Consider the following 22,140-nt stretch of genomic DNA (forward strand, 5'->3'; position numbering starts at 1 on the left):
TTCACTTTTGATTTTATGCCAAATTATCACTATTGTCAACAGTTGAAATCTAATATTTTATTAAAATTAATTACTTAAAAGTTTTTTTCTTTTACAGTACTTATATACATTTCATGCTTAAATATATTGAAGACAAAAAAAGAAACCCCTCAACGAGGGGTTCTCATTTCTGAGGAGTCTCTTTATTTTATTTATAAAGGTAGGGCACCTGTTATAGCTAGTGTTACCATATAGATTATAAATACAACCATCATGAATGGGAAACAGAACTTTTGCCATTCGCCTAGGTCTTGATCTGTTAAGTTTAATAATAGGTATATTGATGCAACTAGTGGGCTTAGTAAGTGTACTGCTTGTCCTGTTAATGCTGCTAAACCTACTTGTAAAGGAGTATATCCATATGCTGCACCAGCTTTTAAAAGTACAGGAAGAACACCAAAGTAGTAAGCATCATTTGATAAGAAGAATGTACCAGGTATACTTATTATACTTGTAAGTCCTAGGAAGTGTCCTCCCATGGATGCTGGAATTAATCCTACTATGTGATTTCCCATAGCTTCTGCCATCTTGGACTCTGTTAAAACTCCCATGAATACACCAGCTGCTAGTATCATACCTACAGTATGAATTATGCTGTCAGCTTGAAGTGATATTGCTTCTCTTTGATCTTTTAGTGATCTAAAGTTTATAACTAAAGCTAAAGCTGTTCCTATTTCAAAGGCTACATTAGCTGGAACCTTTTGTGAAAGTAATGCTATAAGAACTAAAACAGTTATTATAAAGTTTACCCATATAAGCTTTGGTCTTCTTAGAGCTTTTTCTTCTGCTGATAATGATGCAGCCATTTCATTTACTGCTTCATTCATTTCAGTAATACCAAGACGTTTACGTTCTTTTTTACCTAACCAATAAGCAACTACTAAAATCCAAATTATAGAAAGTATCATTCCTGGAAGGAAAGGCTTTAAAAGTACGCTACCATCAATATTTGTTACTGCTGCAACACGGGCTGTTGGTCCACCCCAAGGAATAAGATTAAGTATAGTATTCATCATTACTACTAATGCTGCTAAATACATTTTGTTTATCTTAAGTCTGTTATAGATTGGAACTAAAGCTGCACAAACGATTATGTCTGTTGTTGCTCCGTCTCCATCTAGAGAAACTACTGCAGCTAAAATTGCTGTACCAATAAGTATCTTAAGTGGATCACCCTTTACTAACTTTACTACCTTATCAACAAGCGGATCGAACAATCCTACTGTTAACATGATACCAAAGAATAGTATAGCGAAGAATAACATGAATGATGTTGTTGCTACACCCTTTAGACCAGCTTGAATAAATTTAGGAATGTTTGCACCAAATCCACCTATGAAGGCAAATGCTAGAGGTACAATGATTAGTGATGTAAATGGGCTCATTTTCTTGGTCATAATCAATACCATGAAAACGATTACTAGTAAATAACCTAATGCTGCTAAAAATGTCATTTATAATTCCCCCTTTGTTTTATTTTGATATAGATTAAGGCATGCCGTTCTCCTAATATTAACCAACCTATATCGTTTTCAAAACAATGTTTTAATGTGGTATGTACTAATTATATTAAAATCATATCTCAAATACAACGATTTTTTCGACATTTTGTGTTCTTTTTGTGTTTTTTTGGAAATTTTTAAAATCATATTAAAATAATCTTAAAATAATCTTAAAGAATTTAAGTTTTCACGATTTTCAACCACAATTGTAATTTATGTAAAAATATACCATGAATGTTTTATCACTTTTTCATGCATATTTCTCAAAAAATAGAAAGAGTCCTCATTATTTGAGAACTCTTTTTGCTGTAAAATTATTGTTTAAATTTCCTCATTATTGAAAATTACTCACGTACTATTACTTTGAGCTGGGCATCATATCTTCAATCACCTTAATCGCCATATAGCTGCCAGCATCACGATTACATAAAACTGTACATACAGCTTTGCTTTTAGGATAATATACACTTCTGAAGGATACTCCAGGATCACCACCCATAACATGAATTTTAATAACATTTTCATTACATGTATTAAGCCATACACCATACCCGTACGAAACACCCTTATCTCCAGTGCTTACTTGAGGGGTACACATAGCTTGTACAATTTCATAAGAAAGAATTTGGCCATCTAATAGAACATTCCAAAATAAATACATATCTTTAGCTGTGGTATAAGCCCCTCCATCACCACCGCCAATGATTGGCACAGAATAGATATTGGCTTTTAAACCACCCTTTCCATTGTCTGTATAACCTACTGCTGTGTTACCCGGTAGACTGTCCATGAAAAAATAGCCACTATCGCTCATGCCGCTTACATCAAAAATATACTTCTGAATAAAAAGAGGAAAATCCATTCCTGAAATCCTTTCTACAATCATAGAGAGTATTACAAACCCTCCATTATTGTACTTAAAACGAAACCCAGGCTCAAATTCCATTTGTTTATTTTGGAGTAGTATTAAAAAATCATCAGGTGCTTTCATAGTATACATAGGAATCTTACTCCATACATTATCATAACTAACATCTTCATCATTTTCTTCCTCATCAAAATAGTCACAAAAACCGGATGTATGGGTAAGCAGATGCCGAACTGTCACTCTTTCATCCATATAGGGAAAATAATTTGGAAGGCATTCTGAAACAAATGCATCTAAGGATAATTTCCCCATCTCAACTAATTTTAATATTGCAGCAGCGGTAAAAATCTTACAGCCAGAAGCTGTAGGAAATCTTGTATCTTCCCGATTTGCAATATGTTCACTTATATTAGCTTCTCCAATAGCTTCCTTCACAATGTTTTCGCCATTGATTGAAAGGGATATGACCCCAGAAAAGTCAGGTTTCTTTTCTAATATTTTTGATTTTATAATATTAGCATCCATACAATTTACACCCCCTCTTATTTATATTCTTAAAAAATTTAGGGATTTACCTTAAAATAAATAATCATTAATACTATTAAATGTTAGCCCTAATCATGCTTTCTACTAAAACTAGATAATCTCCTTCATATTCTATGCTCCTTTTAGCAATTAATATTGCTATTCCATGAACCATGCTCCATAACGTTAATGTTTTTTGCATGTATATCTTTTTATCCAATTTTATTTCCTTGAAAAATCTTTCTGCACTATCTTTAAAAACGCCAAATGGACCAACTTTATCATCTGGTAATTTATCATCTTCTATTTTTACAGTATATGCATTATCCGACAGGAACAAAAACTTTAAGTATTCTGGATTTTCCACCATAAACCTTACATATGCTTTTCCCATCTCAACAATTTGCAATTTAGGGTCATTAGGATATAACTCCGTTACCTCTAGTAATGCCACGTAAAATTCCTTACTAACTTCTTGAATTATTTCACTAATAAGTTCATCCTTATCTTTAAAATGCTTATAAGGTGCATTATGACTCACACCACACATCCTTGCAACCTTTCTTAAAGAGAAATCCTCAATACCTTCATTATTTAACAAAAGTAACCCATTATGTATAAGCTCTTGCTTTAAATCACCATGATGATATGCTTTTGTGCCCATCAATTCAGCCTCCTTAATATCTAGCATATATTTTTAATTATTAATATAAAAAAATTATACCATTAAATGTTGACACTGTAAACTTAGAAAGATATAATTAAAGTAAGTTTACAGTGTCAACATACTTTTCATAAAATACTTTCGCAGTAAATACAATTAATTTTCCTATAAAAATTTTTAAATTATTGAGGTGTTAAAATGAAAATAGTAGTTTTAAATGGAAGTCCAAAGGGTGACATCAGCGTTACTATGCAATATGTTAACTATATTCAAAAAAAGTTTGCGGAGCACGAATTTGAAATAATTAATATTTCTCAAAGAATAAATCAAATAGAAAATGATAATGAAATCTTTGAAGAAATAATTAACGAAATTAGATCTAGTGACGGAGTTATTTGGGCATTTCCCGTTTATGTTTTTGCAGTTCATTCAAGTTATCAAAGATTTATTGAATTGATTTTTGAAAGAAAAGTTCAAGATGCTTTTAAAGGAAAATATGCTTCGATTATTACTACATCTATTCACTTTTATGATCACACTGCATTAAATCACATAAATTCTATATGTGATGATTTAGATATGAACTATACTGGTTACTTTTCGCTGCATATGTACGATTTACAAAAAGAAGATATCAGAAAAAACTTGCAGATTTTTGCACAAAACTATTTTGATGCAATTAGAAATAACTCCTTTACTTTTAAAAATTACGATAAAGTTAAATATACTCCAATTGAATATACTCCTTCAATTACTTATGATAAGCTGGACACTTCAAATAAAAAAATAGTTGTAATAGCGGATTCCTTAGAAAACGCTAATCTAAATAAAATGGTAAATAAATTTACAAGCTCCTTTTTAAAAGATATAGAGTTAATTAATCTCCAAGATGTAGATATAAAAGGCAGCTGCTTAGGCTGCATGAAATGTGGATATAACTATGAGTGTGCTTATACTGGTAAAGATGAATATATTGACCTTTATAATAACAAAATAAAAACTGCGGATATAATAGTTTTTGCTGGAGCCATTAAATACAGATATTTATCTTCTGAATGGAAGAGATTCTTTGATAGAGGGTTTTTCAATACACATACCCCAACTCTTTTAGGTAAGCAAGTAGGCTTTATTATCTCTGGTCCTTTGAAGCAAATATCAAATTTAAGACAGATATCAGAATCTTACCTTGAATGGCAACAAGCTAACTTAGTTGGATTTGTCACTGATGAGCACAGTTCAAATGAAGATATTGATAAAGAATTATACGCATTAACATGCAACCTTATTAAGTTATCAAATATTAATTACCGTAAGCCTTCAACTTTTCTTGGTGTGGCAGGTATGAAAATATTTAGAGATGAAATATGGGGAGAATTAAGATTTCCATTTTTAGCTGATCATAAGGCTTATAAAGCACTTAATGTATATGATTTTCCACAAAAAAAATATAAAACTAGAATAATAAATTCAATATTAATACTGATGACTAAAATTCCAACCATAAGAAAAGCCATTTATTCAAGTAAAATGAAATATAACATGATTGAATCCTTAAAGAAAATTGTTGAAGATCCAACTACTTAATGGATAAAATAAGAGGCAGAGATTAATTAAATTAATTCTCTGCCTAAAATTATCTATTTACATATCCGCTGATTTTGATTTTGTATTAGAAGCACCTTTTAAGAATGTAAATCCTCCATGCTTAGAGTATAATACAGAAACAACAACCACTACTGAACAAATAATCAAAGTAGTTATCATACCAAAATCAGTTGCTTTATACTGTACAAGTACTGGAGCTGCAAGCAAGGATACAAGATTCATTACCTTTATCATAGGATTTAATGCTGGACCAGCAGTATCCTTTAGAGGATCGCCTACTGTATCCCCTACAACCGCAGCCTTGTGAGCCTCAGAACCCTTTCCACCATAAAGTCCATCTTCTATTGTCTTCTTAGCATTATCCCAGGAACCACCTGCATTGGACATAAACACTGCAAGAAGCTGTCCTGAAACAATTACTCCTGCAAGAAAGCCTCCAAGAGATTCTACACCAAGTAAAATACCTACAACTAGAGGAGTCAAAATACCCACAAGAGCAAGTCCTATAAGTTCTCTCTGAGCTGCAACGGTACATATATCAACAGCCTTCTGATAATCTGGCTTAACCTTTCTCTCCATAAGTCCTGGTATTTTAAATTGTCTTCTAACTTCCTCAACAATCTTTGATGCAGCACGAGTTACTGCATTTATGATAAGTGAAGAAAAGAGCCAAGGAATACATGCACCTATTAAAACACCTATAAATACCTTAGGCTCTGAAACACGAATACCTGTAGAAGCCAGCCTTAATACTTCATCTATCTTCATTTGAGCTTGAATCTTAGTTACATCTGTTAGGAAAGAACCAAAAAGGGATACCGCGGCAATAACAGCTGATCCAATAGCAACACCTTTAGTTATGGCTTTTGTAGTATTACCTGTTGCATCGAGATGGTCCATAACCTTTCTTGCATTTTCATCAAGACCTGCAAGCTCTCCAATTCCATTTGCATTATCTGAAATTGGTCCAAAGGAATCCATTGCAACGTTGTTTCCAGTAAGAGTAAGCATTCCAATACCAGTCATAGCTACGCCGTATAATACATAATTAACTCCCATTCCATTATATATAAGAATAGAGGTAAAAATAGTAACAGCAATAACTATAGTCTGCCATACAGCACTTTCATAGCCTTCTGCAATACCTCTTAAAATCAGTGTTGCAGAACCTGTTTTTGATGCAGCTGCTATATCTTTTACCGGCCTATAGTGAGTATCTGTAAAATGCTTTGTTATTTCATCCAACACTATTGCTAGTATTATACCAACGCCAACTGATAAAAAGGCTCTCCACTCGTTCATATAAAAATGTGCCAGCAGTGCAAATGATACAAGGCTAATAGCTGCCGAAACATAAAAACCTTTATTAATTGAATTCATAGCATTATTGTTCTTTAAATCTTTTGAGCCTCTAACAAGATATGTTCCTACCATAGAAGAAAGTACTCCTATTCCTCTAACAAGCAGCGGGAATACAATCCACTTTAGCTCACCATGATTCATATTCATAAGAGCTAAACCTAATATAAGTCCTGATACTATTGTAACTTCATAGGATTCAAATATGTCAGCTGCCATACCAGCACAGTCTCCAACGTTGTCCCCTACAAGGTCTGCAATAACAGCTGCGTTTCTCTCATCATCCTCGGGAATACCAGCCTCAACTTTTCCAACCAGGTCTGCACCTACATCAGCAGCTTTTGTATAGATACCTCCACCTACTCTCATGAAAAGAGCAAGCAATGTGCCACCAAAGCCAAAGCCAAGCAGAGCATCTGGAGCTGCTATACCAAACACCATAAAAATAAGGGTTCCTCCAAGGAGTCCTAGACCATCAGTAAGCATTCCAGTAATAGTTCCTGTCCTATAAGCAATCTTAAGTGCCTCTCCAAAGCTTCTAGTAGATGCTGAAGCAACACGTACATTTCCCTCAACAGCCATTCTCATTCCAAACTGACCAACCATTAATGAGAAGCAAGCACCCATAACGAAGGCTATAGCTCTTCCAACACCTATAATAACTTTTACATCACCCTCAGATTTTCCTGCAAAACGTCTCATTGCTTCTTCTGACGGTGGAACTACATAAACAGACAAGAATAAAACAAAAGTAAGTACAACAATAAGCGGCACTATTGTTCTCAATTGTCTCTTTAGATAAGCATCGGCTCCAAGCTTAATAGCGCCCCACACTTCCTGCATTTTTGCAGTACCTTTATCATGTTTCATGATTTGTTTTCTTAGAAGTAGGGCATAACCTAATCCTAAAAAAGCAATCAGGAGAACGCACCATATGGCGACAATCTCAAAGGTAGTGGCATTTGTAAGACTAAACATAAAGATCAACCCCTTTGTAGAAATAGAAAAATTTGTAACCGATTATATTATATACCTTTTAAAGCTACAAAATCACTAGTAAATGCACCATTTTACTGAAATATGTAAATATTCTGTGAAATAACTAAACCATCAACTGTTCCTTTGGTACATCCTTCAAAAGTGTTATACTAATTTATAAATATACTACTATATACAAAAGGACTCGCCTTTATAGACAAGCCCTTTTGTATTATATTATGCATATTTATCATTTTTACCTATTATATATACATCAAGTAATCACTCTTTTACCCAGTAACTGCTGCAATCATTAGACCTTTCAATAAAGCCATACTCTACCATGGCCCTTCTAATTGTAGCATAATCCTCAAATATCCTTTGCAAGATTCTGTTTATCTCTCTTTCAGAGTACTTCTTTCCTTTAGAAAAATTCTTAACTACTTCTGACAAAATTATTATTTTCTTCTTTTCCTTAGCAGGAAATGTTTTTATAGCTCCACTTTCATCCATATAATTTTTGATTGTACTTTCTCTTTCCTTATCAGTAATATTATATCTATCATCTATCGTAGTTGCTGTCTTATGTGCATCACGAAGAATATCCTTATCTAATATATTTACTTTCTTCTGTGTATTTTCTGATATTAATTCCATCATGGCTAAAAATAATCTTGCCTGCTTTTCCTTCTCTCGTAATTTAAAGCGGTGATTTCTTATGGTAGATTGTGCTACTCCAAGCTTTATTGCAATCTCCTTATCAGTTAATCCAGAAGCTATTAGTACTAACAGTTCTCTTTGAATCTCTGTTAACCCCGTAAAGGTAGGATTCATACCTAATAAATATTCTAAGGTTGAGCTATGCTTTTCTAATATATGAAGTTCAACAGCCTTTCTTGAATCATAAAGCATAGATTCCACCTGATATATTCTTCCTTTTATAAATTCTTCCTCACAAATTATACATTTGTAGCATTCTTCTGATTCAGTATACCCTTTTTTTATTTCTTCAGTAGCTGCATCCCAAAATAATTCTTTATTGTTCTCATTCATATTTTTCAACACCTCTATAGTTCGTTTATATATTTATTATATACACATATTAGCGTTTTGTCTACATATAAACAAACATTTTTAGATTATGTCTACATCGATAATGTTTTACTCCATTTTAATTTTTATGCTTCTGGTTTGTTTTCTCCAGCATTAATGATATAATACATTTAGCGTATTGGGGGTGTTTTTATGAAGGTCTATGCTACATTCAGCTCTAAATCAGCTTGCTCCTTGCAAAGACTACAACAAAGTCAGCTATGCTTTGTTTGGAGCCTAAGCTGTATAGTTTAGCTGTAATACGTACATGTTTAGGTTCTGTAACACATAGCTTTTTTGTATTCTTTGCTTTAATACTTTTATAAGAGTAAAGGAGTAAGGAAATGAAGTATGTGAAGGCACATGATGTGTTACCAGAGGAAATTGTTAAAATACTACAAGAATATATAGACGGAGAATATCTTTATGTACCCAGAAAAAATGAAAATCATAAAGCCTGGGGAGAAAAGAGCGGTATAAAGAATAGTCTTAAGGTAAGAAATAGTGAAATTTATAAAAAGTACCTTAATGGAGCTGCTATTTATAAACTAACTCAAGAGTATTACCTGTCAGAAAAAAGTATACGTAGAATAATAGGACAACAAAAACTTATATGCTCACAATCATTACAGAATCATTTAATAGATTGAACGCTTATTTTAAACCATGTTATGCTTTTATTGTGGAAATCCAATAAAAGTGATCATATCTCATTTAAAACAAGGTTCAGAAATTAAACTGATTGTGAATATATATTACGTTTTAAATTATGATGATTATTTTTACTTTAAGTTGGAGTAATAATAATCATCTTTTTATTTGTGGACTTATATGCATTAACTTACATTAGCTATAAAAATAACAAAAATAAGAAAAGAGGACTAGATTTTATGGATGCTTTTATAAAAAAATATCAATATAACTATATAAAAAAATGCTTACATGATTTAAATACTACTTATGGAACTTGTGCAGATAAAAATATTATTGAAGCTAATAAATCATATATATGTGATAAAATATTATACCTTTTCACTGATTTATCAGAGGAACAAAAGGAGCTCCTTGATATTAGTAAAATAACTGAAGCATCGCACATTGATAAGTATTTATCTGACTTAAGTAAATATGTATACGAAATGCCACCCGTTACCAGCACACAACTTAGTAAATTGTTTAAGAAGGAAAAGAAGCTTAAATTACCAAACTTAGATGATGAAGATTCAAAAAATGTATATTTAGGATGGGTTGATACAGCTACTAATAAATTATTTGTAGCTTATAACCTAGATGATAAACTTATAGGTATGGCTTGCAGGATTACAAGTCAAGGTTCTAAAAACACTCGCATGTGTACCCTTTGCAATCGTATAGCAGGAGAAAATGAAGTAGCCTTTGTTTCTCCTATCTGTAAAACAACTAATGCTTCAGAAGGTGCATACAGGTCAATAGGCTTTAATATTTGTTTAGATAGCAAAACCTGTAATGAGCGTATTGCATCTGTGGAAAAGCTTGAAAAAATATTAAAGAATGTGAACAATATAAAGTGATAGTGACATCCCTATCTAAACTGCCTTCACAAATGAAAAATGAAATGATAAACCTAATTGAGGTTTCCCAGCCTAAAGCAAATTATATCTGCTTTAGGCTACTTTTTATAATATAAGTTCCATATAACCACACTTGATGTGCTATAATCTCTATAGAAGCTATCAAAAATAAGACTTACAATTCATAAAAATATGCCATTCTCCAAAATTACAGTTATGAATTCATCCTATCTGATAAAAACACAGTGTTCATTAACATTCTTTCAACTTCCTCATATTGATTATTAGATTTTGTTTGCTGATGATTTTCTTCATCTAACCTTAGACATCCACACCATTTTTCATAAAAATATTCTAGATAGTGATTATATCCATTTTCTCTCCAACCATCAATTAAGGACAAAAAGTGTTTATCTTCACTATCATACTCTAAAACTATTTTTTCTAATTCTTCACTATTCAACCTTTGGTATTTACTAGGATGTATTATTCCCGGACCACTTAATCGACCTTTCTTTGTTAATTTTGATTTTTTCTCATCTGAATAACCAAGCATCAATGCAATTATTGGGAAACAATATTTTTGTGGCAAATTTAGAAGTTCATATATTCTATTAATATTTCCTCTGTGCACACAATTACTGAAAAAAGAATCAATTCCAAGCGATTTTGCAGCAATAGCAGCAGTTTGTGCAGCAAGAATTGTATCCGTGCTGCCTGTTATAAAGTCTACAATGGATACTTCATTTTTATATTGAAACCCTAAATATTCAGCAGCATCAATTACTCTATTAAAGTCAACACAAAAGAGAAGCATTTTGTTTCCAACATATCCTATCTTTTTCATAACTTCTTTATCATCTACAACTATAATCGAATAAGTTTGTCTAGCTGATGCTGTAGCTGCATTTACACATGATTTTAATATAAGTGATAAATGTTCTTCTGGAATACTTTTATCCGAAAACTTTCTAACTGTTTTAAGATTTTCTATTACTTCTATAGTTTTATTCATTTTAACATCTCCCCAAATACATCTTTCATTTTATAGTACAAAATTTAATTAATTAATTTATGTCATATTGTATTCCTCCTTTATGCAGTTCGGCACCGAACTACTACTGTAAAAAAATTATCGAGTAAAATTATTTATTACCCGATCTAATAACAAAAGAAAAGTTTCAGCTTCCTCTTCTTTAAAATCTTTAAAAAATTCTCTTATTACATCATCTGAAATTTCTCTGAAATCTTTTTTTATGTTTAACCCTTTTTCAGTTAAAACTATATAGGAGAATCTCTTATCTTCTGGGTTTGATTCTTTAGTAACATATCCATCTTTCAATAATTTATCTACTAACTGAGTAACTGTAGACTTTGAACGATTGATTCCTTTGCTTATTTCTTTCATCGTTAATTTTCCATTGTTATCATAAAGTATATCTAATATATTACCATGTGATACAACAAGGCCTTCAATGCCGCGTCTTTTAAGTTCACACTCAATGTAATCAAAGACTTTACTTCTTATATTTGAAATTTTGGATATAGCCAAATATTTATTCATAATAAACAAAGCCCTCACTTTTGTTAGCTAATGATACTATAAGTATAGTTCGTTACCGAACCAATGTCAATCTTATCTTCTTCAATTAGTTCCAATATTCTATTGCCTTCATTCCTAAATCATATACATATTCCCACAGGTTATCCATAACTTTAAAAACTCGAATATACTATAAAAAAAAAGAATAGCAACTCTGTACAAGAGCTGCTATTTTTAATTCTTATTAATCAATAACTTAAGCAAATCATCTACCCTATATTCTATCTACCTTCTACACCTTTTAAATTATTAGCATGAAAATCACTTATTAAAATTACAACTAAGCATTTATTTTTGTTAAAAGCCAAGTCATGTTTTCACCAATAGACTCCATATTTTTCATACCTTCAGTATCATTAAGCACTTCCCCAACTTCTTTTCCATACACCATATTCCAATAGGTGCCGCCAACTAAGTACATTTGATTATAGTGTAAGAAATAATTCATAGTATCAAAGGCTCGTGTTGCTGCACCTCTACGAACAGCTACTACAGAAGCACCTGCTTTATGTTTGAAAAGATTGCCATTAGCACTAGATACCATACCAATCCTTTCTAATAAAGCTTTCATATTTGCTGTAACATCTGCAAAATATACTGGAGAAGCCAAAATAATACCGTCTGCTTCAATCATTTTCTCTATACATTCATTTACAATATCGTTATTAAAAATACATTTATTATCCTTGCTTTTAAAGCAATTTCCACAACCCACACATCCACTTATTTTATTATTAGCTAGACTAATAGTTTCAGTTTCTATACCTGCCTTTTTTAACTCACTAAATATGGCTTCTATAATTATAGAAGTATTTCCATCCTTCTTTGCACTTCCGTTAATAGCTATAACTTTCATTTATATATCACTCCTATTTTAAATCATTCTATTTTGTGTTAAAATCAATTTAATATGTTGTACAACATAGTTTTATTATACTTTGTAAATTTAAATTCGAATAATATTAAAAATATATATGTATATAACTTAAAGTTATATCAGGAGGAAAAATGATTAGTGTAGATCAAATGAAATATTTTATAGAAATAGTTGAACAAGGTAGTTTAAATAAAGCTGCCCAGCACTTATATATTTCGCAGCCTGCACTTACAAAGCAATTAGGAATTTTAGAAAAATCCATGAAATGCAAATTATTGATAAGAACGCCTAATGGTATAAAATTAACCGCATCAGGCAGATATTTATATGAGCGTTCAAATATAATTATTTCTATGATTAATGAAACTATAAATAGTATTGAAGGATTTAGTAACAAAGATGTAATTAAAATTGGTGCTCTGCCAAATTTAATAACATATTTTTTGCCCAAGTATGTTGATAAATTCAAGTGTATGAAACATGAGGTATTTATAGATGCGATGAGTACAAACAATGAATTGATATCTAGTTTGAATGATAATTTATTCGATATAGTATTTATATCTGATGCAATTGAAAAGCCAGACTATGTTACTATTCCATTAGTTGTTGAACCTTTTTTCGTGGTTATGAGTAATAAAAATTATTTAGCTAAATTTGATGAAATTGATTTTTTTTCAATAATGAAAGAACGTTTAATATTGTATAAGGATCCATGCCCAATTAGAGCAAAGATTAGAGAGCATTGCAACCTTATGAACCTTATTCCTAATATTATATTAGAACTTGATGAAACAGAATCAGTTATAAAATATGTTGAGCAAGATTTAGGTATAACAATCTTACCTAAAATGGTTATCGAGAATATAACCAATCCTTCAATACTAGTACGAGAAATCAAAAAGTTCCCTATTCACAGAGTAGTTTCAGCCGTTATAAAAAAGGAGAATAGTTCTGTGTTTTTGCCAATGTTATTATGATAAATAGTAGCAATAAGGTTAAGGTAAAGTATTGCAATGTTTTTACACAAAAAAGTCTACGTAATTTATGGTATGCTGAACCGTAACGGGTATAACATAAGTTTATTATACCCTAATCTGCATTTAGCACTTTTATAGGGTTCTCCGTTAATAATTTATGAAAGATCTCATGTGAAATTCCATTGTGCTCACAATATGGAATAAACTCTTTAAATATTCTATCATAAACCAAAATGCTTTCTTTATCATTTTTTTCTCCGAAATAAAAAGTACCAGCATCTTGAGAGAGCAATAATCTATCAATTAAGTCGTTCTCAATTAAATTTTTAAGTGCCTCTAAGTGCCAATTGAATTCCTTGCATCTTCCTAAATAGTCAAATTCTACCCATATCCCTTTTTTAGCAAGTTTCATTATAATTTCAGAATTTTGTTCTACATCTCCATGTACCCAAATAAATTTATTTAGTGGTAATTTTTCTTCTTCAATAATTTCAACTGCTTTAACTGCTGAATTTGCTGGAATAGTATGACACTGTATAGGCAACTTAGTCTTAATGCTTGTTCTAGCAGCTGCTCTTAGTATTTTTTCTTGAAATTCAGTTATCACTCCAGTATCGCCCAATGCTATTTTAATGTATGCTGGCTTTACATTAGTTCCGTCAATTCCATTAAGAAATTCTGCTGTCCAAATATCTACTATTTCCTCAATATTTTTCCCTTTAAGCATAGCGGGAATAAACTTTTGTTCCACATTACTTCCATCCCATGCACCAATATTAGTAAGTATGTTTAAGCCTGTCCTCTTTGAACATTCTATTAGTATTTTTATATCTCTACCTGATCCAAAAGTAGTTGCATCAACAAAAGTATCGCACCCTGACTTCTTCAAATCCAGTAAATATGGAAGCATTGTATTTACAACTTCTTCAACACTGTAATTATTGATACTTTCTGCCCCACTTCTATCCCAAGTTATATGTTCGTGCATAAGTGTCATTCCCAAATTATTACTATGTATCTCACCAAGTACTGAATTTATCATACTCCCGTCTTCTCCTTTAACTATATAAAATTTGATACTATATAACAAACAAGAACTTATTGTCACAATACTAACAATTATAACATATTTAACCAATTTATTGTATATACTGCAAATTCATCCTTAACCATCATAGTAACTTATATACTTATAGCGAAAACAAAAAAAGAAGACTCTCTTTATCATCTGAGAGTCCTCTTTCCTTAGCTTAAGATATATATTACTTTTTCTTTAAAACAAGTGATATATATTTTAAATTAGAGCCTACGTCATTTATGATACGGTTTACCGTAACGGGTATAACGTAGACTTTTATCCTATTATAAAAAAAACATAAGTTTACTGTAGATTATGTCTATTAGTTATGGTATTCAAGAATACGAACTATTCTATATTCCATTTCTGCAATAAAGTATCAACTTGACCATCAAGCCATCCGTTTATTCTTTGTATTCTCTCTTCCTCTTGCTTATTACCATTCCAAATTAACTGATTTAACTCATGTTCTAGTTGATAGATTGTTAGGCGTTTTTCTATATTGGGCACATTCGAGGCAATCTGTAGATTTTTAACAACGGATTTTAATAATAATCCAAGATTATTACCTGGAATTGATGGATAGATGCACCAATGAAAAAGATGAGTTAATTCAAAGTCCGATTCGCCAAACTGTGAGCACTCCCAATCTATTATTCCAGCCAATCTACCTTCGTGCACAATAATATTTTTAGGGTGAAAATCATTATGTAATAGTTTAGCTCCCCTTTGAAATTCCAAGGAGTTGATATTTGTATAGATATAATCAAATGCTTTTGAAACTATTTTTTTACTTTCTATCTCTATATCAATCTCAGAAAGACCGCTTCTTAACATTTCGATGTATTCAAGGTGTCCATCTTTCCATGACTTTGTACACCTCGGAATTGTAGCAGTATAGTGGCCAACGTCATAAGCAGCACCGGTTATTGAATGTAATTCACTGAGGAATTGTGCAATTTCCCTTCCAACATTATTTTTTTGTTCATCTGTAAGATTCTGAATAACACTCCATAAATCATTGCCTTGCACATAATCAGTGATTAAGTAATAGTATTTGTGGCTAGAAACAGTAAATGATCCAGATGAATGAATTTTAGGTACAAGCAATAACGACTTTATTCTATTATGCTTTATTTGATTATCCAACGTGGATTTTGATATTCTTAGAATGTATTTGTGATCTAATAAGTAATCAATAACCCGACCGTTCTTTTGATAAAACTCTATCATGCCTGTAAAAATATTCTGAGCCTTTAAGACTTCAAGTATCTCATTTGTTTCAATCATTTCCATGATAACTTTCCTCCTATAATTTAGTATAAAAAGCGAGGTTAATTAACTGATTAATACCCTTAATATAAACTTTAAAACAATCTTTATCAGTAATTAGCCTCTGTATTATCTGTATAAATTAATTTCCATGAACAACTTTCTTTTTTTCTCATAAGAGGTGTAAATACATCAAAAATAAACTTCCCATTCGGTTTTAATGCTTGATATATTTTTTTCAATAAAGTAAGCCTATCCATAACTGATAATACAGCATTTTTAAACCGTTCTGCATATAATCCAGGACCGCAGCCTAAATCGAGTAAAAGTTTATATTGAGATTATGGTGCTATTTTTGAAATCCAATTTACTGATCTATCGAGAAACTCATGCTTACGAGTTGCTGCATCCCAATTGGGATTTAGATGAGCTGCAAGCATACCTTTAGAGATATGTTCATCATCCCAAAATTTATTTGTACTAGGAGTATATAAATTAGGTTTATTTGTATATTTTTTAAGTTCATTAAACATTATTGAATCTCCTTTTCATATAAATTTATTGTAAAATACAACCTCACTAAGGCTCTTTTTTTCTGTAGTATTTTCATTATTAACTGGATAGCCGAAAGCAATAATTTCGGAAGCAATATAGGACTTAGGCAGATTTAAAATATTCGAAAGTTCATCTACATTAAAATAAGAAATCCATGTGGAGCCCAGACCATGTTCTAAGGCAGCTATAACCATGTGGGTTCCTGGAATTTTTGTTTGATGTTCTTTCATATGTAGTCTTGTATAAATTTCATCCTCCATGTCCTCTATGATTTTAGCATGGCTTGGAAATCGTGATTTTTGAATATCTCTGCCACCACGTGATTTATCTCCATTATAGGTACAGAGAACAACCAGAAAATTCGCCGTCTTTATCCAGTTTTGGTTGTAAGCTATTTGAGATATTTCATTAATTAATACATTATCTTTTATTAATCCAAATTTCCACGATTGCGCGTTTCCACCAGATGGTGATAATCTCCCAGCTTCAAGAATATAATTAATTACTTCATCTGAAACATCTTTTTCAGTAAAATTTCTTATACTTTTTCGTTGTTTAAGCAAATCTAGCATCATATAATGTATCCTTTCTATAAATTGGTAAATTTACGTAATGGCATGATTAATGCAAAAATAAAAAGCCGTAGATTTACTCTACAGCTTTACATTCTAAAGGAAATAGTAAAACACGTATGGAGAGTAAACATAAAATCAAAACAAATAAATTGGCAACACACAAGAACCGTCTTACTTAACAAAAACAGCTTTGCCAAAATATTGAATTATGATTTTATCTTACTTCTCCGTGCTTGCTTATGCATTATGATTATACTGCACTAAGCTTGCCGAACGACATTCCACCTTCCATAATCAAACCATTACATATGTGTATATAATACCACTAATGTTATTTAGTGTAAATAATCATTTCTGATTATTAGTAGATTATACATTGTGTTAACAGTCTACGTCATTTATGATCCGGTTTACCGTAACTGATATGACATAGGCTTTTAATTAATATAACATTTTTTTAAGATCTTATGCTTACCTTGATTTAGTATTATTAAACCATTCAATAGTAGCTTTTCTATTCTCCTCAGGAATTTTATTCTTTAACTGCTCATGTAGCCATGCTAATGTCTTTTTCTTCAGATACTGCCTCATTTGTTCCTCTGCTTCTAACATTACAACTTTTATTAAGCAAGGACACTTTGTATGGGTATCAGGTAAGTTATTTTTATCAATCAACAACTCCTTTTGCCTAATCTCCGCACACTGAAATAATGGCGAATTTCCTTCTATAGCTTCCACAACATCCCAAAATGTTATATTTTCTGGTGAAAGAGCTAGCTCATATCCTCCATTAACACCTGGAATTGACTTCACAATACCTGATTTTTTTAACTTTGTATATACTTTTGACAGATAAGTCTCTGAAACTCCCTGATATGTTGCTAAATCTTTAATTCCAACAGATTTTCCTGATGGGATATCTACCATATATAATAAACAATGCAATGCATACTCTACACCTATTGAAAATTGCAATCAAATCACCTTCCTAAATAACAATATAATCTCCCCACATAGTACTTTATTATTTTTTATTAGTCAATATCTATCCACCAAATATTGTAGATAAAACTTATCTGCATTATATATTTATTGTTGACTTTTAAAAAAAGTCTCTATATAATAATTATAGATAACAGTTATCCATGATATATTTAATTGTATAATTAGAAAACTGTATTTCTTAATAACTTTTTAGGAGGAATGTTTAATGTTTACAGAAAAATTTTATGACGTGCTAAAAAAAGAAGGTGTAGTTTCTATAGTATCTTGCTCAAACAATGAAGCCCATGTGTGTAATACCTGGAACAGCTATTTAGTAATTGTGGATGATAATAAAATTTTAATACCTGCAGCTGCTATGATTAAGACCGAAGAAAATGTTAATGCTAATCCTAAAGTTAAATTAACATTTGGCAGTAAAGAAGTAATGGGGTATAACTATATGGGAACTGGATTTTTACTCCAAGGAACTGCCAAGTTTTTAAAGGATGGAGATAACTTTAAAATGATGAGAGAAAAATACCCATTCCTTACAAGAGTATTAGAAGTTACAGTTGACTCCTGCAAGCAAACACTTTAATTAAAGGAGAAAACTATGCCTAGAAGAATTAACAAATCAGATTGTGCTGGGTGTGGAACTTGTCAAAGAGTATGTATTGTGGGGTGTATAACACAAGAAGAATATAGAAAAAGATTAGTAAATGAATCTGCATGCGTTGATTGTGGAGCATGCCAATATGCTTGCCCTAAGAAATGCATATCCCAAAATTAAATTTTCTAAAATAGTTTTTCAGCACTATAGTTTGTTAGAAATAGTTTAAAAATCTACACCAAACAATGGTAAAAAACAAAAAATTAAGTAAAAGGGGATGTAGCAATACTGTTTAATAAATATTTTGCACATCTCCTCTTTGATATCGTAAAATGAATTTGAAAACCAACTTATTAAAATTTCAATTACCCATTTATTTTTCTTAAAATCCAAGCCAAGTTTTCACCAATACACTCAATATTTTTCATACTTTTGGAAGTAATATTTATCTCCTATTATTAAGCATATTCTTCATGAATCATTTCGGAAAAATTCATTCTATAAATTAAAACTTCTAAATAGCTTAATTTATCTATCTTATTATACTTTATCATATTATATATTTCCTTAGAGTAATGTTTATTATGATCTGTAATTCTTGAAAATGAATATACAACTTCTATAACATTACCCTGACTTAATCCTTTATTAAAGGAACTTATTCCTATAAGTATTGTTTGAATCAAAGAATAATTAACTATCATCATTGAATAAATCTCTAAAATACTGTTGGACTTCGATAATGCCGTTGCATTACAAAACACATAATATACAAGATAATTTTCAAAAATGTGTTCATTCTCTTTTATAAAATCCTCATAATAATTGAAATAAGCTTCTTTTAATTTTTGAGATGAAGATTTCAATTCCATTATGGATGATATACCAAGTGCTGTCATATAATTATCTATAATATTGTTAAACTTTTCAGCTACCATATGCTCTAAATCTAATAATCCCAAAACCTTCTGAAGCAGCTCCAATTGTAAAGTAAAATCACTATTCTTTAGTGAATTATGCTCAATTTCATCAGTAAAATCTTCAGTACATTTAGCAACTATTGCATCCATATCCAAACTGCAATTTTTATTTATCCTTACTTGAATTTTATTAACAACCCTGCCTAGTAAAACAAGTCTTTCCTCTAGTCTATAGCTTCTATTTTGGATAATATCTATCATCGTACCCCTAATAGAGTAAAATAACTCCTGGTGGATTTTACTGCTTGGCATTATAATTTTATCTATTCCATAATCTACTGGAGAAGTAATAGTAGTTTTTACAAATTTCATTTTTTCAGATTGTAAAATAACATTCCTAGCTGCCTCTGGACAAGATAAACTCAGCGAAGCCTCTAATTCACCTAATACTAAATTTACTTTTCTGGGATACCTATTGCATGTTTTGCTCAAATACGACTCACCCAATTTTTTATGAACAATGCATAATCCTCCACGTAAAAAAGGGCAAGATCCAAAACTATTCATTTTTATAGTTGCATACTTATTATCATTATAATCTTCAGTAACCTTCCTAACATTATAAGATATAAGATTACTTAGAGATGGTTGTTTTATTTTTTTATATTTATTATATGTTTTTCTATCAACAAATATAGTCCAACCAGCACAGCAGGTTGCTTCACAATCCTTTCCGATACATGTAAATTCAGAAAAATTCTGTTCTGTAAAAGCGTCAAATTTAAACATTTTTTATACCCCTATCATATTTTTACATGTGCTATATCGCAGTACAAAGCGAATATCACATACCTCATTACATTTTATTGAAAAACATATCAATTATAATATTTGTTCAATATAATTACAAATGTCCATTATATTTACATATAATCACACTAGCTAGTGTAATACAAAAAACCGCATTAAATCTCTTTAATGCGGTTTTTATCTATTTATAAGTTATATTGACATTTTAATGATAATGTAGAAATACTATGTACACTATTGATTTTAAGTTTTTTATCCTATATTTTTAATCTATTGTTTAGATCACAGCTTCTGGCACAGTAAGCTTTCGAATTTTTCGTCGTGCGTAAAAGAAGATGCCTACTTGTCCAAGTCCTGCCAATGCCCAGGTGACTGGGTAACAGGTAAAGAGTACAACCTCTGTTGGATACCAAGTAAAAACTGTAGACAGCCAAACGATTCGCATGAGGCATGCACCTACCAATGTGGAAATCATAGGGGATATGGAATAGCCCATAGCACGGGTCAGGCCCGGATATACGTTCATGATGCCGCAGGTGAAGAATGCAATCATCATAACCTTAAGTCGAAGCATGCCCAGGTTAATTACCTCCGAGTCAGACGTAAAGATACCTAGCAGCGGCTTTCCGAAAAGCACTGTGGCACCTCCTAGTAAAATCCAAGTTGCGAAGACTAATACCGTACACACCTTTGCAATGGTGTCAATTCGATCATACTTCTTGGCCCCCATATTTTGACCAGTAAAAGCTATGGCTGCATTATAATAGGCATTCATTGTAGTACCTATATAATTTTCAACATTTCCTGAAGCAGCACTAGCCGCTACCATAATGGAGCCGAAGGAATTGACAGCTGACTGAATCAGCACATTTGAAACGGAAAAAAGCAATCCCTGCATGCCTGCAGGTAGTCCAATCCTCACAATGTCCTTCAGCTTATGGCCGTCAATATGCAGCTTCCGTGGTATAAACCGTATACCTCCATCACATCTGGACAGGCACATCATAATAAGCAGCACAGAAAGATACTCGGAAATAACTGTTGCAGATGCTACTCCTGCCACACCCATGTGCAGAACAATTACGAAAAACAGATTGAATATAACGTGTATAGTACCTGTAATTATCAGGTAGTACATTGGGCGGCGGCTATCACCTGCAGCACGTAGGATAGCTGCAGCAAAGTTATATACCATGGTGGCAGGCGCGCTGATGAAGTATATCTTCATATATAGTACCGACAGATCTATAATATCCTCAGGAGTTCCCATCATGTTCAGCAAAGGCTTGCAAAGGACAATGCCCAGAATCATGACAATCAGCCCTCCGATGATGCTGACGGCAATAGAAGTATGTACGGATCGGCTCACGTCGTCAGGTCGATCAGCACCACAGTCCTGAGCCACAACCACAGTAGTACCTACCGATAAGCCCATAAACAAGGTAATAATCAGGTTAATCAGTGAACCTGTTGCTCCAACTGCAGCCAAAGCCTTGCTGCCCGAGAAACGCCCCACCACCACCATATCTGCTGTATTAAACATCAGCTGCAAAATATACATTGCCATAATTGGCAAAGCAAAGATCAATATTCTACTAAACAGGGGACCGCTGCACATATCTACGTTGCGATTTCGAGAACTCATTAGCCATCCACTTCCCTTACATTAATTATTTTGTATATTAAAAAGTTGC

The 22,140-nt window shown here is 31.8% G+C and carries 21 protein-coding genes; 6 read left to right on the forward strand and 15 right to left on the reverse strand.

What is annotated here, in order from left to right; translation table 11 throughout:
* Positions 1-191: 191 nt before the first annotated feature.
* The 3 genes from bsdE14_RS08685 to bsdE14_RS08695 all read right to left on the reverse strand — a co-directional run bounded on the left by bsdE14_RS08685 (position 192) and on the right by bsdE14_RS08695 (position 3,598).
* The gene (locus bsdE14_RS08685) at positions 192-1,493 is read right to left on the reverse strand and encodes a CitMHS family transporter (RefSeq protein WP_264849541.1); all 1,302 of its coding nucleotides are present in this window, start codon (positions 1,491-1,493) and stop codon (positions 192-194) included.
* Positions 1,494-1,899: 406 nt separating this feature from the next.
* A complete protein-coding gene (locus bsdE14_RS08690) occupies positions 1,900-2,934 on the reverse strand; it encodes a serine hydrolase domain-containing protein (RefSeq protein WP_264849542.1) in 1,035 nt (344 codons plus the stop codon).
* A 76-nt stretch (positions 2,935-3,010) separates the two neighbouring features.
* Complete coding sequence (locus bsdE14_RS08695) at positions 3,011-3,598, reverse strand: TetR/AcrR family transcriptional regulator (protein ID WP_264849543.1); 588 nt, start codon at positions 3,596-3,598, stop codon at positions 3,011-3,013.
* A 198-nt stretch (positions 3,599-3,796) separates the two neighbouring features.
* Between bsdE14_RS08695 and bsdE14_RS08700 the strand changes: the two genes are divergently transcribed.
* On the forward strand, positions 3,797-5,182 hold the full coding sequence (locus bsdE14_RS08700) for a flavodoxin family protein (protein ID WP_264849544.1): 1,386 nt from the start codon (positions 3,797-3,799) through the stop codon (positions 5,180-5,182).
* 57 nt (positions 5,183-5,239) lie between these two features.
* Here the strand turns inward: bsdE14_RS08700 and bsdE14_RS08705 are convergent, their stop codons facing one another.
* Together bsdE14_RS08705 and bsdE14_RS08710 are read right to left on the reverse strand one after the other, a co-directional pair.
* The gene (locus bsdE14_RS08705) at positions 5,240-7,540 is read right to left on the reverse strand and encodes a sodium-translocating pyrophosphatase (RefSeq protein ID WP_264849545.1); all 2,301 of its coding nucleotides are present in this window, start codon (positions 7,538-7,540) and stop codon (positions 5,240-5,242) included.
* A gap of 282 nt (positions 7,541-7,822) precedes the next feature.
* Positions 7,823-8,593 carry a DUF2087 domain-containing protein gene (locus tag bsdE14_RS08710; RefSeq protein ID WP_264849546.1) on the reverse strand — a complete coding sequence of 257 codons (771 nt, stop codon included), beginning with the start codon at positions 8,591-8,593 and terminating at the stop codon, positions 7,823-7,825.
* A gap of 383 nt (positions 8,594-8,976) precedes the next feature.
* On the opposite strand from bsdE14_RS08710, the gene bsdE14_RS08715 reads away from it, so the two are divergent.
* Both bsdE14_RS08715 and bsdE14_RS08720 read left to right on the forward strand, forming a co-directional pair.
* The gene (locus bsdE14_RS08715) at positions 8,977-9,282 is read left to right on the forward strand and encodes a CD3324 family protein (RefSeq protein ID WP_264849547.1); all 306 of its coding nucleotides are present in this window, start codon (positions 8,977-8,979) and stop codon (positions 9,280-9,282) included.
* Between the two features lie 240 nt (positions 9,283-9,522).
* Positions 9,523-10,182: a FusB/FusC family EF-G-binding protein gene (locus bsdE14_RS08720; RefSeq protein WP_264852248.1), complete on the forward strand. Its 660-nt coding sequence runs from the start codon at positions 9,523-9,525 to the stop codon at positions 10,180-10,182.
* Positions 10,183-10,396: 214 nt separating this feature from the next.
* On the opposite strand, the gene bsdE14_RS08725 is transcribed toward bsdE14_RS08720, so the two are convergent.
* From bsdE14_RS08725 to bsdE14_RS08735, 3 genes are all read right to left on the reverse strand, one after another.
* The gene (locus bsdE14_RS08725) at positions 10,397-11,197 is read right to left on the reverse strand and encodes a nitroreductase family protein (RefSeq protein WP_264849548.1); all 801 of its coding nucleotides are present in this window, start codon (positions 11,195-11,197) and stop codon (positions 10,397-10,399) included.
* Positions 11,198-11,314: 117 nt separating this feature from the next.
* Complete coding sequence (locus bsdE14_RS08730; protein WP_264849549.1) at positions 11,315-11,746, reverse strand: MarR family winged helix-turn-helix transcriptional regulator; 432 nt, start codon at positions 11,744-11,746, stop codon at positions 11,315-11,317.
* Positions 11,747-12,065: 319 nt separating this feature from the next.
* A complete protein-coding gene (locus tag bsdE14_RS08735; protein WP_264849550.1) occupies positions 12,066-12,641 on the reverse strand; it encodes a flavodoxin family protein in 576 nt (191 codons plus the stop codon).
* Positions 12,642-12,793: 152 nt separating this feature from the next.
* Between bsdE14_RS08735 and bsdE14_RS08740 the strand changes: the two genes are divergently transcribed.
* Positions 12,794-13,642 (forward strand): LysR family transcriptional regulator, encoded by an 849-nt coding sequence (locus bsdE14_RS08740; RefSeq protein ID WP_264849551.1) that lies wholly within the window; start codon positions 12,794-12,796, stop codon positions 13,640-13,642.
* 112 nt (positions 13,643-13,754) lie between these two features.
* Here bsdE14_RS08740 and bsdE14_RS08745 read toward each other — a convergent pair whose 3' ends face one another.
* The 5 genes from bsdE14_RS08745 to bsdE14_RS08765 all read right to left on the reverse strand — a co-directional run bounded on the left by bsdE14_RS08745 (position 13,755) and on the right by bsdE14_RS08765 (position 18,097).
* On the reverse strand, positions 13,755-14,684 hold the full coding sequence (locus tag bsdE14_RS08745; protein ID WP_264849552.1) for a phosphotriesterase family protein: 930 nt from the start codon (positions 14,682-14,684) through the stop codon (positions 13,755-13,757).
* A gap of 384 nt (positions 14,685-15,068) precedes the next feature.
* Positions 15,069-16,016: a phosphotransferase gene (locus tag bsdE14_RS08750; RefSeq protein ID WP_264849553.1), complete on the reverse strand. Its 948-nt coding sequence runs from the start codon at positions 16,014-16,016 to the stop codon at positions 15,069-15,071.
* Positions 16,017-16,333: 317 nt separating this feature from the next.
* The gene (locus bsdE14_RS08755) at positions 16,334-16,525 is read right to left on the reverse strand and encodes a hypothetical protein (protein WP_264849554.1); all 192 of its coding nucleotides are present in this window, start codon (positions 16,523-16,525) and stop codon (positions 16,334-16,336) included.
* A gap of 15 nt (positions 16,526-16,540) precedes the next feature.
* Positions 16,541-17,122, reverse strand: a complete 582-nt coding sequence (locus bsdE14_RS08760; RefSeq protein ID WP_264849555.1) for a nitroreductase family protein — start codon at positions 17,120-17,122, stop codon at positions 16,541-16,543.
* A 471-nt stretch (positions 17,123-17,593) separates the two neighbouring features.
* Positions 17,594-18,097, reverse strand: coding sequence for an RrF2 family transcriptional regulator (locus tag bsdE14_RS08765; protein ID WP_264849556.1), 504 nt, complete (start codon positions 18,095-18,097; stop codon positions 17,594-17,596).
* A 235-nt stretch (positions 18,098-18,332) separates the two neighbouring features.
* On the opposite strand from bsdE14_RS08765, the gene bsdE14_RS08770 reads away from it, so the two are divergent.
* Both bsdE14_RS08770 and bsdE14_RS08775 read left to right on the forward strand, forming a co-directional pair.
* The gene (locus bsdE14_RS08770; protein ID WP_264849557.1) at positions 18,333-18,704 is read left to right on the forward strand and encodes a pyridoxamine 5'-phosphate oxidase family protein; all 372 of its coding nucleotides are present in this window, start codon (positions 18,333-18,335) and stop codon (positions 18,702-18,704) included.
* Between the two features lie 15 nt (positions 18,705-18,719).
* A complete protein-coding gene (locus bsdE14_RS08775) occupies positions 18,720-18,896 on the forward strand; it encodes a 4Fe-4S binding protein (RefSeq protein WP_264849558.1) in 177 nt (58 codons plus the stop codon).
* A gap of 278 nt (positions 18,897-19,174) precedes the next feature.
* On the opposite strand, the gene fliB is transcribed toward bsdE14_RS08775, so the two are convergent.
* Positions 19,175-20,425 carry a flagellin lysine-N-methylase gene (gene fliB / locus bsdE14_RS08780; protein ID WP_264849559.1) on the reverse strand — a complete coding sequence of 417 codons (1,251 nt, stop codon included), beginning with the start codon at positions 20,423-20,425 and terminating at the stop codon, positions 19,175-19,177.
* Positions 20,426-20,723: 298 nt separating this feature from the next.
* Positions 20,724-22,013 (reverse strand): MATE family efflux transporter, encoded by a 1,290-nt coding sequence (locus bsdE14_RS08785; RefSeq protein WP_264849560.1) that lies wholly within the window; start codon positions 22,011-22,013, stop codon positions 20,724-20,726.
* Between the last annotated feature and the right edge of the window lie 127 nt (positions 22,014-22,140).

It is taken from the genome of Clostridium omnivorum (assembly GCF_026012015.1).
Lineage (GTDB): Bacteria > Bacillota > Clostridia > Clostridiales > Clostridiaceae > Clostridium_AX > Clostridium_AX omnivorum.